Origin of the sequence: Parvimonas sp. C2 (genome assembly GCF_035282405.1) — a bacterium.
Lineage (GTDB): Bacteria > Bacillota > Clostridia > Tissierellales > Peptoniphilaceae > Parvimonas.
This window is the reverse complement of sequence record NZ_JAYKBP010000003.1, coordinates 150,888-166,060: the sequence shown is the minus strand read 5'-3', so window position 1 is coordinate 166,060 and position 15,173 is coordinate 150,888. Positions and strand designations below refer to the sequence as shown.

Annotated in this window: 13 protein-coding genes and 1 tRNA gene; all 14 read right to left on the bottom strand. The window is 28.2% G+C overall.

Going from position 1 to position 15,173, the window contains the following annotated elements:
- Positions 1–98: 98 nt before the first annotated feature.
- The 14 genes from VJI95_RS06280 to VJI95_RS06215 all read right to left on the bottom strand — a co-directional run bounded on the left by VJI95_RS06280 (position 99) and on the right by VJI95_RS06215 (position 15,146).
- Positions 99–173, bottom strand: a tRNA-Glu gene (locus tag VJI95_RS06280).
- Between the two features lie 194 nt (positions 174–367).
- Entirely contained in the window at positions 368–1,378 is a 1,011-nt protein-coding gene (gene tsaD / locus VJI95_RS06275) for a tRNA (adenosine(37)-N6)-threonylcarbamoyltransferase complex transferase subunit TsaD (RefSeq protein ID WP_324010690.1), read from the bottom strand.
- The gene (gene rimI / locus VJI95_RS06270; protein WP_324010688.1) at positions 1,378–1,812 is read right to left on the bottom strand and encodes a ribosomal protein S18-alanine N-acetyltransferase; all 435 of its coding nucleotides are present in this window, start codon (positions 1,810–1,812) and stop codon (positions 1,378–1,380) included. Before rimI ends, tsaD begins: the two co-directional genes overlap by 1 nt.
- The gene (gene tsaB / locus VJI95_RS06265; protein WP_324010687.1) at positions 1,813–2,496 is read right to left on the bottom strand and encodes a tRNA (adenosine(37)-N6)-threonylcarbamoyltransferase complex dimerization subunit type 1 TsaB; all 684 of its coding nucleotides are present in this window, start codon (positions 2,494–2,496) and stop codon (positions 1,813–1,815) included.
- On the bottom strand, positions 2,493–2,945 hold the full coding sequence (tsaE, locus tag VJI95_RS06260; RefSeq protein ID WP_324010686.1) for a tRNA (adenosine(37)-N6)-threonylcarbamoyltransferase complex ATPase subunit type 1 TsaE: 453 nt from the start codon (positions 2,943–2,945) through the stop codon (positions 2,493–2,495). Before tsaE ends, tsaB begins: the two co-directional genes overlap by 4 nt.
- Before the next feature lie 204 nt (positions 2,946–3,149).
- Positions 3,150–6,413, bottom strand: a complete 3,264-nt coding sequence (locus VJI95_RS06255) for a leucine-rich repeat domain-containing protein (protein WP_324000291.1) — start codon at positions 6,411–6,413, stop codon at positions 3,150–3,152.
- A gap of 160 nt (positions 6,414–6,573) precedes the next feature.
- Positions 6,574–7,419 (bottom strand): YjjW family glycine radical enzyme activase, encoded by an 846-nt coding sequence (locus VJI95_RS06250; RefSeq protein ID WP_324000290.1) that lies wholly within the window; start codon positions 7,417–7,419, stop codon positions 6,574–6,576.
- Complete coding sequence (locus VJI95_RS06245; RefSeq protein WP_324010684.1) at positions 7,409–8,944, bottom strand: YjjI family glycine radical enzyme; 1,536 nt, start codon at positions 8,942–8,944, stop codon at positions 7,409–7,411. Before VJI95_RS06245 ends, VJI95_RS06250 begins: the two co-directional genes overlap by 11 nt.
- A gap of 334 nt (positions 8,945–9,278) precedes the next feature.
- A complete protein-coding gene (locus VJI95_RS06240; RefSeq protein ID WP_324010682.1) occupies positions 9,279–11,081 on the bottom strand; it encodes a DUF4365 domain-containing protein in 1,803 nt (600 codons plus the stop codon).
- A 339-nt stretch (positions 11,082–11,420) separates the two neighbouring features.
- Positions 11,421–11,789: a TIGR02328 family protein gene (locus VJI95_RS06235; protein WP_324010681.1), complete on the bottom strand. Its 369-nt coding sequence runs from the start codon at positions 11,787–11,789 to the stop codon at positions 11,421–11,423.
- Entirely contained in the window at positions 11,773–12,177 is a 405-nt protein-coding gene (locus tag VJI95_RS06230) for a YbgA family protein (protein ID WP_324000280.1), read from the bottom strand. The genes VJI95_RS06235 and VJI95_RS06230 overlap by 17 nt, the downstream gene beginning before the upstream one ends.
- 420 nt (positions 12,178–12,597) lie before the next feature.
- Positions 12,598–13,251 (bottom strand): cupin domain-containing protein, encoded by a 654-nt coding sequence (locus tag VJI95_RS06225; protein WP_324000279.1) that lies wholly within the window; start codon positions 13,249–13,251, stop codon positions 12,598–12,600.
- A 93-nt stretch (positions 13,252–13,344) separates the two neighbouring features.
- Complete coding sequence (locus VJI95_RS06220; protein ID WP_324000278.1) at positions 13,345–13,713, bottom strand: DUF4180 domain-containing protein; 369 nt, start codon at positions 13,711–13,713, stop codon at positions 13,345–13,347.
- A 158-nt stretch (positions 13,714–13,871) separates the two neighbouring features.
- Positions 13,872–15,146, bottom strand: coding sequence for a dicarboxylate/amino acid:cation symporter (locus tag VJI95_RS06215; RefSeq protein WP_324009220.1), 1,275 nt, complete (start codon positions 15,144–15,146; stop codon positions 13,872–13,874).
- Positions 15,147–15,173 lie beyond the last annotated feature (27 nt).

Below are 15,173 nucleotides of genomic sequence, written 5' to 3'. Positions count from 1 at the left end.
AATAGGGCTCGAACCTATGACCCCCTGCTTGTAAGGCAGATGCTCTCCCAACTGAGCTATGCGCCCAAATATAACCAACAAACCAATTAAAAATAAAGTGGTGACCCCACCGGGATTCGAACCCGGGTTACCGCCGTGAAAGGGCGATGTCTTAACCGCTTGACCATGGGGCCTCATCAATCAATCCTTATTCTAAAATTGACTGCCTAATAATTATATATCATAACTTGTAATTTGTCAATACTTTTTTTAAAGTTTTAATACGATTAAATCTTTCTTTAAAACATACTTGTCAAACAGTTACCCGAATATTATACACTTTATTTTTTTCATTGTCAACACTTTTTCACAAAATTTTTTGATAATTTTATAGCTCCAAATTCGGCTCAACATTTAGTGTTAAATCACTTCTTACTCCAAAAATATACTCATAATATCCTGATGACGCAATCATAGCTGCATTATCTGTGCAAAGTACTTTATCCGGAAAATATGATTTAAAATTATTACTTTCACACATTTTATTTATTTCTTCTCTTAATGTATTATTTGCAGATACCCCACCTGACACGACAAGAGTATCTAAGTTTTTCTCTTTCATTAGCTTTTCAGTTTTATAAATCAACACATCAAAAACAGCCCTTTGAAAACTTGCACAAACATCTGCCTTTGATATTTCTTCGTTTTTTTGCTTTTTACTGTTTAAATAATTAAGCACAGCTGTTTTAAGTCCACTAAAACTAAAATTATAACTATTTTTATCAAGCATTACTCTTGGAAAATCTATCGCCTCATCATTTCCAAGTTTTGCAAGTCTTTCAACTTCAGGACCACCAGGGTAATTCATTTCTAAACATCTTGCAACTTTATCATAAGCCTCTCCACAGGCATCATCAATAGTCTTTCCAATTACTTCCATATTATTATAGTCTTTTACATGAACTAGATAAGTATGTCCTCCAGAAACTAAAAGGCAGATAAACGGAGGTTCTAATTCTTTATGAGTTATAAAAGTTGCACATATATGGCCTTTCATGTGATTAACTCCAACTAGTGGCTTTTTACAAGCATAGGATAACGCCTTTGCTTCTGAAATTCCAACAAGCAAAGCCCCTACAAGACCAGGCCCTTTAGTTACAGCTATTGCATCGATATCATCTAAAGTAATTTTTGCTTCTTCCAAAGCCTCTCTTACTATATTATTGATTACCTCCAAATGCATTCTACTTGCAACCTCAGGGACTACCCCACCAAACTTTTTATGCATATCTATTTGAGAAGAAATTATATTTGAAATAATTTCTCTACCGTTTTTTACAACAGCAACACTTGTTTCATCACAACTGCTCTCTATCGCCATTATTTTAATATCATCCATCAAATTACCTCTTTTAACATCATAATTCCATTTTCTTTCGGATTGCTATAGTAGTCAACAATCTCCCTAATTTCTATAAATCCACATTTTATATATAGATTAATTGCAGGAATATTGCTTTTTCTAACTTCTAAAAATATCTTTTTAACATTATTTTTCTTTAATTCATTTAGTAAAAATTCGAAAATTTTAAAAGCAATCTGTTTTTTTCTAAAATCTTTCAAAACAACTATTTTGTAGATTTCAGCTTCATCTAAAATTTGATTAAATAAGATATATCCTACAATATGTTTTTCATTTTCTGCAACTATGACTCTTTGATTTTTTATATATTCCAAGTAGAATTTTTCATCAAAATTATTTGAAAAATATTTCTCATCCATAGAAAGAATATCAAAGACATCCTCATTTTTCGCATATCTATATAAAATCATCTATTTTCCTTTATTTTCCATATCTCTTTGTGCTTGTGAAAGTCTTACATATTCTGGACTTAAGTTAAAACAGTCTGAAATATCTCCACTTTCAAATTTTCTTTTGCCTATCACACAAGCATTTCTTGAAACACAACTGTTCAAACAAGCAGGGGCAATCTCAAAATTTTTATTTTTTAAAATTCGATCTTTATATAAATTAACGCAATCTCCTACAAAAACAAATTCTCCTTTATCTGAAAATTCTTCCAAAAGCTCATCAATAGTTAAAAGTGCAGGAGATACAATATTTTCGTTGTTTAATCCTTCATATACTCCATAATAAACTCTTTCACCTCTGGCGTCAATTAAAGGAATTTTCTTTTTGTCGGAAAACACTCCAAAAGAAAGAGCCTCCAATGTGTTTACGGCAACCATTGGCTTATTTAAAGCCATTGCCAAAGCCTTTACAATCGTAACTCCTATTCTTATTCCCGTAAAAGAGCCCGGACCAGTAACTGCAACAAATAAATCAATATCTTCTATATCAATATTTAATTTTTTAAGCATTTCATCAACCATAACAAGCAAAATTTCATTATGGCTCATACTTTGATTAATACTAAAATCCCCAACAATATTATTATCTTCCATTATGGCACAAGAACTATGAGTTGTTGAAGTGTCTATTGCTAAAATTTTCATTGTAATTCCTCTATAATTTCAATTTCTCTTTTATTATTTCCTCTAATTACAATCTTTCTTGAATTTTCAGAAATTTTTAAAATCTCAAGCTCGATTAAATTTTTAGATAATAAATAATCGGCATTTTCCGCCCATTCTATCACTGTTATACCATCAGGATAAAAGTAATTTTCATAATCTATTTGATAAAGTTCTTCCGGAGAGTCAATTCTATATAAGTCCATATGATTAAACTCAAACTTTCCAGAATATAAATTAACTAAATTAAAAGTTGGAGAGGTAATATCTTCATTTATCCCTAAATTTTTTCCCAAAAATTTAGTAAAAGTAGTTTTCCCAGCCCCAAGATCTCCAACCAAAGAAATCACATCACCATTTTTTAAAGTTTTCGAAAATCTTTTAGAAAAATTATCACATTCTTCTAAAGAATTTAAAATAATCTCTAACAAATTTCCCCTCCTAAATTCTAAATATAAATTACATTTTATTATATCATAATTTCTTTTTGACAATTAAATTTTGGTTATTATGATAAAATAATTACAGCTTTATCATAAGGCATAAATCTATAATTATTATATCACAAAAAATATTTTTATAACAGTAAAAGCAGAAAAAGGAGATTAATCCAACCTCCTTTTTCACTATATAAATTATTCTGTAAATTTAAGTTTTACATTCTTCAATGTCCAAGTATATTCTTCTAATGACATTTTTAAATTTAGGTCTAACTCTTTTTCTTTATATTTAGCGATAACTTCATCTGAAAAAGTTAGCTTTATCTTGTTTGTATTTAAATCATAACTGGCTTCTATTCCTTCGACTCCGGTACTTATTTCACCAAATGGATTCAAAGCTTCCTCCGCTCCGAAAACTTGTGCCAATGAATTTCCAAGTTCTTTAGTTCCTTTAAAAGGCGTTGTAAAAGAAACTTCCTTCCCTTTTACTTCAACAGTTTTTCCAAAATCTACTCCTTGACCAGAAAATTGCATGCTTCCAATTCCTTCATTTAATGCTTTTTCCAATCTTTCAGCAATATAATCTCCTAATCCTTCATAATTTTTAACTCTATTTCCTGAAAAATCTAAATCTTCAATTTTATCTAAACCCTTAATAATTGAAACATCTTCTATTCTATTAGCTGAAATATCTAAAAACGTAAGCTTTTTCAAGTTTTTTAAAGGAGAAATGTCTGTAATTCCCTTAGAAATTTTCTTGTGAAGTTCATCTCCCTCAACAGTTACATTATAATGCAAATCCAATCCTTTAAGATTTGTAAGATTAGAAAGGGGTGTTATATCTTCAATTAAATTGTTATATAATTTCAAGAAAGTAAGCTTTGTTAAATTTGAAAGTGGTTTTAAATCAACAATTCTATTTCTTTGAATTTCTAAGTATTCCAATTTAGTTAAATTTTTAAGAGGAGAAATATCTGAAATCTCATTTTCATTTAATTTCAATTTCTTCAAATTTTTTGCATATTCCAAACCTTTAATACTCTTCATACCCCTAGTAACAGCAAATTTAAAATCTTTTGTTCCAGCTAAACTTTGAGGAACTCCAAGAATTGAATATTTTGCATTTTCACTAAAATCAGCACTTCCATCTTCTTTTAAAAAGATTGATAATTCTGTTAAACTTTCCATTTCTTCGACTGTAACTTTTTGATTATCAGCTCTATTTTTATCTAAATTCTTATTTATTACCTTTAAAAGTTTTGCATCTTCAATTTCAACATATTTTTTAGCTGATTTAACTAATTTTACTTTCAAATTCAGTACAGTAGGATTGTTCGCATAGTCCATTTCGTTTTCACATTCATATTTAACTTTTACTTCTAAACCGCTATCTGTAATATTGTTGAAAATGTCAGATGTTAAATTGAATTTTAGCTTTCCGTTTTCCAAAGTTACTGATATATTTTCATTATCAGTGCTAACTTTAATATTTCCACCTTTGGCAATCTTTTCAAGTCCAACAAAAGGATTTTCAATCTCAAAAGTTTTTTCGCTAACTTCCACATTTTCTAAATCAACATTTTGATTGTGAATAACTTTTTCGAATATTCCCTTCTTATCATTTATTGGTGAAAAATCTTTTATTTTATTTCCATCAAGTTTAAGACTTGAAAGCTCATTCAAATCTTTAAGTGCAGAAATGTCAGAAACATTATTATTAGATAAAATTAAATTTGAAAGTTTATTTAAAGATTTTAAAACACTTATATTTTCTACATTATTCTTGTCTAAATACAAGTAAATTAAATCTTTTAAATTGCCCACAGCATCAATATTTTCTACATTATTTTTATTCAAATTTAAGCTTGTAAGTTTATTCAGATTTTTCAAGGAAGTAACATCTGAAATTTTGTTATTTTCGAGATTCAAATCTTCAAGTTTTGTAAGTTTATTTAATTTAAAACTGTCAAGATTATTTCCCTTTAAACTCAATTTATTTAGCTTTGTCAAACCATTTATTACAGAAATATCTTTTATTTTATTATTTCCTAAATCTAGATTTTCCAATAATTTCAAATTTTTTAAAACACTAATATTCTCAATATTATTGTTATCCGCTCTAAAATAAGTCAATTTTTCAAGCTCTTTAACATAACTTATATCAGAAATTTTATTTGAATAGATATCTAAAAGAGTTAATTTTTTAAAGTTTTTAACAATGCTCATATCAAAAACTTTATTCACTGCAAAATCAAAATTTTCTAAATTTGAAAGATTTTTTAATGAGCTAATATCAGAAATATTATTATGTGAAATATATAAAAATTTCAATTGTGTTAAATCTTTTAGTGGAGAAACATCAGATATTTCATTATGAGAAAGTCTTAATAATTCAAGATTTTTAAGACCTGCAAGAGGTGTTAAATCCTTAATAGCTCCCTCTGAATATCTTATTTCTTCATTATCATCAGGAATTTCTCCGGAAGAAATTGTAAGAGTTTTTAAATTTTTACAATATTCAAGCCCTTTGATACTGCTAACTTCTATAAGATTTTCTTCAGCAGCATCCATTCCTCTGATTCCAATAGATTCAATTTTTTCCAAATCGCTCTTATAAATTTCATTGGAATTCTTATCTTTTCTATATGATTTATCATTAAGTTTAAAATTGTATTCATTCATTTCTGCTTCAAAGCTATCTTTGCCTTCATAGGCATGTAACTTATCCAAAATGAACTTTTTCAAATTTTTATCTTCAAACTCTACAACCTTATCTTTTTCTTCATCAGGCTTATTATCATCTGGCTTGTTTTCGTCAGGTTTGTTTTCATCTACTTTTGAATTTGCATCATTCCACATCAAAACTCCGACATAGTCGTAAGTTTTGCCTTTTATTTCTATATTTCCGGATAAATTGGCAGAATTTTTATAAGTACCTTCTGCATTTGAGTTATAAGCCAAAACTGAAGACATCAAAATTCCTGTACCAACTGCAACAGATAAAAGTTTTTTTGCATTTCTCTTTTTAGAAACTAAAACACAAATAACTCCAACAATTCCCGCTACCGCAATTGTTACATTGATTTTGTAAACTCCTGCAATACCTGTTTTAGAAAGTTTTCCTTTTTTAATTCCATCCTTAATAGCTTCTACAACTTCAAATTGTATTTTTTCATTTTCTAAAACTTTCTTTTCTCCGACCTTTACATCACCGATTTCAAGTTCTTTACCTTTAACAATTTTAAGACCTTTTATATCTTCTGTCTTTACTTTAACTCCTACCATATCTTTTGAGCTCTTGTTTTCAACAGAAATCTTAAAAGTTCCTTCGCCATCTGCGATTAAATTTACTGTGATTCCTTCTTTGTTGTAAATCACAGTTTCACTATCAGCAAAACTCACTTGTGAAAAAGAAAATCCACAAAGTAGCGCTAAAGCTAATATGTTTTTATTTTTCATAATTATCCTCCGTTAAAAATAAATATATACTAATATTTTATCATATTATGTCATATAAGTATAATAATTTTTTCTTATGCACAAGTTTGTATATATAATTTTTTTCTATAAAAAAAGAACTATGCACCACATAGTCCCTTAAAAAATTTTCTAATACAAATTAAACGATAATAACATCTTCAAATCCATTTCTGATTGCTATTTGTTTTAATTCTTCCATTTCATCATCCGTTGGAGCTGAAAACATGCTGTATTCTTCTCTAACTCCATATTTTCTGTATTTTATAATTTTATATCTAATGTTATGTCCCTTTTTTATGTATTTGGAAAGCATCCTTGTAATTTTATCAACTGTAGTTCTATTGTCCATTCCAGCAATCGTTACAGTCCTTATCTCAAAAAGTTTATTTATACTTGCAAGATATTCAGCATTTTCTAAAACTACATCAACCTTACTTTTAGTTATAAAAAGATGTTCCTCATTATCAAAAGCCTTTATATCAAGCATAAAAGCATCTGAAACTTCAACAAAATCAGGAAGTCTCTTTAAAGGTATTCCACCATTTGTATCAACAAAACAAGTAAGACCAAGCTTTCTAACCTCTGTAAAAAGAGAAGTTAAAAAAGTATGTTGCAAAGTACATTCTCCACCACTAACTGTAATCCCCCTTATAAAAGGTATATTCTTTTTTATTCTTTCGACCGTTTCTTCAACTGTCCAATTGTAAATCTTTGGACTTGAGAGATGCTTACAAACCCTGATACATTCATCACAATTTATACAGGTTTTATCATTCCAAACTATTTTTCCATTTACATTCTTCAAACTCTTAGTCGGACAAGACGGAATACATTCCATACAATTTATACAATGTCTAATAGTTTCAGGATTATGACAATAAAAACAGTTAAAATTACAACCCTGTAGGAAAATAGACGTCCTGTTTCCAGGTCCGTCTACCACCGACATATCTATTATTTTATTTATAATTCCTTTATTTGACATCTCTAACCTTACGTTCTAATAAATGATATTTTTCAAAAGCCTCTCTTGCATATTGAACAGTATCATAGCTGATACTTTCTCCGTCAATAAATTTTTGCATATCAGATTTCTTTACTAAATATCCTGTTACACGAATCAAATCGCCATTTTCTCCATAACATGAAATATATCTCATATTTAATCTAAATGCAGCCTTAAAAATATCTAAAACAGCAGCAGGATTCTTTTCAGCAGTTTCATCAAACGGAAAATGGTCGCCAATTCCTGACGGAAAATACTTATGGAATAAAGCTGAATGTTTAATGTGGTCATACATCGGTATTTCCTTACCAATTCTAATTCTAACTCCTGCACTATCTTCCATATCATCTTGAGCCCCAACTTGTGAATGAAGCATAAATCTATGGTTCCAGAAAGTTGAATACTTACTTTCAAATGAATTAACTCTATTTTCTACAAAATCCATTACTTCTAGCCCTAAATTGTTGGCATAATCGTCTTTTCCATACACTAAATCTTTACTTTCAAACTCTAAAAGTTTTTGAACACACTCATGAAGTCCTACAACTCCAAAAAGTCCAACAAATCTATCTAGCTCGATAAAACCTTCTTTAACTAAGAAGTTTTCCTCAAAGAAAGGAGTTTCTTCAACTATAAATCTGATTTTTCCTTCCATAAAATTGCACATTAAATCTATCGCTTCAGGCAAAACTCTATCAAAGAAATCTTGTTTTGAACTTGAACTTCTCGCAAGAGAACCAAGTCTTAATCTACTTAAAGTAAATGCCCCACCTGAAATTGGAAGTCCATTATAGCAACTTGCTATCGCATAATCTCCATTAAAATCTTTTCTATAGTATTTATCATTAGCAAAAGCAGGATTTGCAGTTAAAAGAGATGCATAAACTGCCTTTTCTCCAAAATCATCCGGTGTAATATCTTCATCATAAAGAATTGTCATATTTGGAGTAACATTATTTAAAATTGGAAGTAATTCTAAAATAATTTCTCCTGCAACAGTCTTTTCAGGTCCGATATTTGCATGGCAAAAACTGTCATTAATTGTTCTATCCAAAGAAACTAAAAACCACTTAATTAACTTTTTAGCTTCCTCTCTATCTGTAATAAATGGATCTAAAAGCTTATCAATTTTCCCAATATAAACCGGATATCTTGTTATAGAAGGAACATGATGATAAAAAATCAATAAATTATTAATCGCATCAAGCAAAGTTTCAGCCTTCTCAAGACGTAAAAACTTACAACCCTCATCCAAAAGTTTTTGATAATTAGGGCAAATATATCTCGGTGCATAAGGCGCATGACCTTCCCACAAATCGCAGAAACCTCCATTTTCAGAAATTTCAAAAATTCTATCATTAACTGAACTTACAGGAAAATCATTCAAATTCTCTGCAAGCTTTGCAAGTTGAGAAGTCTTTTGCTCATAAGTTAAATCCTTAGCCTTAATAATATTCATTGATAATTCTCTAGCTTCTTCCAATGTTTTTATTTTAGAAATCATAAATACCTCCAATTTTATGTCAAAAAGTCATTTACTATTTACCCATATTATATATGAATAATCCCCAAAATGATACTGTAAATTGTCTTTTTTAAGTAGATATTTAAAATTTATATTTAGTAAAAAAACTTTACGTCACAATTCTTTTCAAATCATTACATCCAACACGTCATTTCGACCGAAAAGAAGCGAAGCTGAGTGTAGTGAAGAAATCTCATAAATTTTTAGTTCATCTATTAAGTGTAGCCTTAGTTAAAATATATAAAAAAGACAATAGTTATTTTAATTTCTATTGTCCTATTCATAGTTTATTTAGTTTTATTAGCTATAAATTTTACTCTTTTAAATTTTTCCAAAATGTATATATTGGATATTCTTTAAAAATTTTCTGTTCTTCATCATTTAACCTTGCAAAATGTATTTCTGCTGCTAGCTGTTGGTCTAATAATAAGTATGCCCCGACAACACAAGACTCATCTGAATCTTTATTTTCTACAATTGAATATAACTTTTCAATTTCTTCATTACTAAACTTTCTATATCTTTTTATAGTTTGAAGCGAATTTAAAATCTTAACTTGATATTCTACTTCTTCTTCAGGTGCTTCTAAAATCCATGTGCTAAAATTTTTACAAGTTTCCAAAAGTTTTTCTTTTCTATTTCCTTTAGCTTTATCATATGCTTTTAAAAGTTCAAGTAGAAAATAATTCCCACCACTAAAAGCTCCCTCATTACTCTCACTATTTTTAAATGATGGAAGCAATTTATTAAAATCTATATTACTTAATGTAAGAAAGTCATTTTCATTAAGAAAGATATATTGCGAAATATCTATTACTTCCTCTGATTGTTCGTAATTTTTAAACGGCACAGATAAATCAATATTAAAATAATCAAAGATTTCATATGTTCCTTTTTCTTGACATTGTTTTAGATAAACTATAAATCTAAGTTTTCCTACTTTTATTTCTCCAATTTTTGGTAAATCCTCTTTAAGTCCAGTTATAGGTTTTTTCTCAAAAAATGCTATCATTAAATATTTAAGGTTATCCCAATCTTCCTTTTCCATATCTTTAATGCTTATATCTTCCGAACAATTTAGCATATCAAGCACTTCTACAACATTTTTTACAAATGTCAAATTTTCTTTTTGTTTTTCTTTTTCAAAATTTTTATATTCTTTATCAAAATTAAAAGGAAGTTTATTTCCATTAACTTTAAAATAGCCTGTATCTATACATCTCAGCACAAAATCAAGGTCTTTTGCTAATATTCTAATTTTATCAGAATTACTATAATTAAATTTATAGGGTTCTCCATTTTCATTAAGTGTAATCTTAAAACTACCGCCAAAACAAAGTATAGTTTTTTCAGAACTTTTTATTATGTTACATTGTTTATAAAAAAATTTATCATTTATCGTAATTTCTATATCTATAACTTTGCTTGTTTGTAAGTTTTTAGGAATAATATCAATAGGATGTAAAAATGAACTATTCTTTATTTTTGCATAAATATAATTTTCATTACTTATAAGCGCTTCTAACGCATCATTATATCCTACACCTGAAAAAGGGATAACAATTTCTTCAAGTACATCTGACTTTTGTAAATCTTCTAGATTTAATAATTCTTGTTCATTAAAACTAACTTGTTTTTTACAATTTTGAAGACAATTTAAGAAAATAGTTGCTTTTTCATTACTATTATTTGGAAACTCTTTTAAGTGAATGGTTTTACTTTTTTTCTTTTTCTTCTCTTTCAAGATTTTCCTTAATTTAATAGGTGTAAGTTCATTATAATAAATCTTTGTACTTTCCCCCTTATTATCAATATATACAACAAAAAGCACACATCCTCCATCATTTAAATAATTTCTTAAATCGACTATTTTCATTGAATATGAAATTTCACTTTCTGATAGAACATTTGATTCTTTTCCTTTCACTTGAACTGGCATTCTTCCCTGTAAGCTTTCTTTCTTTTTAGACTTATCTTTATAAATATAAACATTTCCATCCCAAGACGGTTCTTTATCATTATCTGAAATAAATGGTTCTAACAATTCAGATGTGATTATACTATTTTTTACAGCACTAACTGATAACGTTTCAATAGTTTTATTATTTAATGACATCTATTCTCCCTCTCATTTTATATACAATTTTCATATATTTATTATAACATAAATAATTGTTTAAGATAATGATTTATTTACATTTAAGGAAGTTAAATTATGTGAGATCTCCAGCGCAATTGCATCAGAAGGTACAATTGCTCTCGTCAGACCTACTATTGTTTGTAAACAAGCAAAGTTAGGGTAAGATTCACTTCACTCAGCTTCGATTTAGTCAAAATGACGTGTTTGTGGTTTTTCTTTAAGTTGCTATGACATGAATTTTTTTTGTTTTTTATATTGTATGACCCCCTAAACCAAGACATAGGATTTAGGGGGTCATATTATATAATCAATCTTTTATAGTTTTAATTTTATACCTTTTTTTCTTAAGTTTTCTAAACACTCAATCAAATATTCATTATTATGTTCTTTGTAAATTGGAGTATCTGTAATTTTTTCTTCAAGATTATTATAACTTTCTGCTTTCTTTCCTCTATAATTCTTATCTTTCCATTCTATAGATACTTTAAACCCTCTTTTTTCCATTTCATCCATAACTAATGAATGATACATAAATAAGTGATATGGAGAATATAAAAATACATAATCTACAGTTTTATGTTTCTTTTTCCATCCATTTCCCCTAAGTGCACAACATTCTCTATGTTGTCCAAGAAGCTGATTTTTAGGCAATAGATGAATAATTTTTTCATGCCAAAGTCTCATACTGTTCTCCTATTAATAAAGTTGATTCTTGTAAATATTTATTTGGATATCTAGTTAGTAAAATATTGATATATTCAATTACATATTCCTGATTATTTTTTCCTTCCATATATTCTTCTAATATATTAAATAATTCTTGTTTTTCAATTTCACTTGATTTTTCTTTAAAATATCCCCATACATGAAGAATAGCATTTCTAAAATCTTTTTTGCTTTCTTTCATATCTCTTACTTTTTGTATTTTTTCATTTAGAACTAAAATATCTACTTCTTTTTCTTTCAAATACTCTCTTATCTCTAAATATGTTTTATGAGATTTGCTTAGTACATAATATTTATTTTTCGCCCATAGTTCTTCACATTCTTTTTTTATATTTTTGTTACTCATATTAGCACCATCTTTCAAGGTATCCAAGGTATTGATACATTTAATATAACCACTTTTTATACTAATTCAAAAATGATTTAAAATTATATGTTTTTATTATACCCTAAATAAACTATTTAATTTTTGAATAATAGTATTTATATAAAACTATAAAAATTTCAAGTTACAGAGCTTTATGAAATCTTAATAAGAATTGTATCATAAGATGTGATTATTTCTGTAAATTCTACTTTTATTTACAAGTAAACAAACAAAGTTAGGGCACGCTACACTCGAGATGACGTGTTAGAGATAATCCTTTACTTTTTAGCTTAACGTTAATCCTAAAACAACTTCAAAAAATGATTATTTTTTCACAAAAAAACGACCAAAATATGGTCGTTTCATCCTATATTTAATTCTTATATAAATTTTCTCTTTTTATTCCAAAGTTAAAAGTAATGCCATTTTAAAATTCTTTTCAGCCTTTACATAATGTCTTCCAGCTTTTGCAAAGTGGAAGCATTCTCCTGCTTTTATTACATGGTCTGTTCCTTCGTATCCGATTATTCCTTCGCCATCTAATGCAAATACTATTGCTTCTCCCGGTGCTGAATGTTCTGATAGACCTGTTCCCGCATCAAATGCCATTAATACAAACTTCATTTTATCATTGTGAACTACGTCCATATTTACGATTTTACCTTCTTGGTATTGTAATAATTCACCTAATTTAAAAACCTCTCCCGCTTTTACTAACTTATTCATAAAGTCCTCCTTTTTTATTGCAATTTCAGTGAATATTGCTCCTGATTTAGTTCTCATACCAACTGGAACTTCAATTGGTGTTACAATACATTCACCTACTTTTACTTTTTTAATATTTTCAGAAAATCCATATACTTCAAGCTCTCCCTCTGCTACAATCAACAGCTTATAATAAGGGAATAATTCTGCACTTATATCTGTATCTTCTGCCATAGAAAAATATGCTATGTAATTTTCTCCTCCATGTACCTCTTTTGATATTGTACATCCTTCTAGTGCTTTATTATCTTTAGCTATGGAGAATACTTTCCCAACTTGTTCTTTCAAACTGCACCTCCTCTATTATTGAAAACAATATGTATTTGCAAAATATATACCCAATACTAAAAAATTATTAACCAAATTTTTATATTTTTATCTTTAATTGTAACTTAATAAATTTAAAGCTTCAAATTCATTTTCAACGAAAAATATATCTCTTCCACTATTACATTCATATATAAAATCTCTTAAAGATTTACTTTTATATTTTGAAAAATCTCCTATAATAGCCAATTTCATTTTATAATTTATTATCTTTTGTAGAATTTCTCCAGCTATTTTAGTTCTTAAATCAAAAAAATCTTCTATTAAATTATCTTTGCTAATTATAAATTTATTTTCTCCCGTTTCATAAGCTAAACTCATAAACACATCTAAAGCTGATTGTTCATCGAATATTAGTATTTTTTCATCTTCAATTTTTACAACATTTATATTGTCTTTAATATTTATTATTCTATATTCCATTGAATTACCTCCAAACTTAAATTGAGTCTTTTAAATGATTAATTCTAATGATATAATTTACTTATCAACAATATAATATCTTAATTCACAAAAAAGGTCAATGTAAAAAACATCGACCTTTTTATTTATTTACTTACTTTTTTAACTTTTTTATATAATTATTTATCTTCATCTACCAAGCCTGAAAGTTTTGCAACACTGTAAGTACAAACTATATCACCTGTAACATTATTCATAGTTTCAAACATATCAAGTATTGGGTTAATTCCTAATGCAAGACCAACTATGATAGCTATTTGATCTGGAGAAAGTTTCATATTTTGTAAGATTATAAATAGTAACATTAAACTTCCCCCTGGAACTCCACCCGCTCCTACTGATGCAAGTACAGTTGTTAATACTAAAACTGATAGTGAAACAAATGTAACTTCAACACCAAACATATTAGCTGCTAAAATTGCGAACATTGGTAAGTGGATACAAACTCCATCCATGTTGATTGTAGAACCTAAAGGTAATGCGAATGAAGAAATATTTTCGCTTATTTTTAAATCTTCTTTTGCAACTCTAAGAGATACTGGAAGTGCTGCAGCAGAACTTCTTGTTACAAATGCAGTTAGCATTGGTTCTTTTATTTTCACCAAAACCTTGAAAGGATTTACTTTTAATGTGATAGCCATCATTAAAGGATAAACTATTACTACCATGGCAAAAATTCCAAGTACAACACCAATTGTAAGTTTAATATAAGGTCCAAATAATGATGAACCATAACTTGCAAAGTTTACTGAAGTAAGAGCAAATACCCCAATTGGAGAATATGCTAAAATCCAATCTACAATTTTGAATATAGCTTCTTTTGCAACGTCGATTATTTCAAGTAAAGTCTTAACTTTTCCTGAATATTCAGCTCTTTCGGAAATCATCTTTAGTGCAAGTCCAAAAGCTATAGAAAATACTATAATAGCTAAGAAGTTACCTTCTGCCAAAGCTTTGAACGGATTTTGGAACATACTGATAAATACATCTGTTAATGAACTGTTAGCTTTACTAGCAATTTCAGAAGTATTTTGTGGATTTATAAGAGTTTTCCACGCAGCTTGTTGCGCTTCTCCTGATCCAGGGTTAAATCCTATCGCAAGTACTGAACCTAAAACTGCTGCAAAAAGTGAAGTTAAAAAGTACCAAACTATTACTTTTATCCCAATTTTCCCAAATTCCTTTGTAGGAACAGAAGCTGCTCCATCAATTAAGGACAAAAATATTACAGGTATTACAATCATTTTTAACATTGCAACCAAAACTTGACCAAATGGGGAAACGATTTTTGTATATTTTGTAATATCAACTTTCGTTAACCACAACACAACTCCAAGTATCAAACCTGCAATAAAAGCTATAAATACTTGAAGTACCAGATTTTTTTTACTCATAATAGCCTCCTCTAAAAAATTTAACCT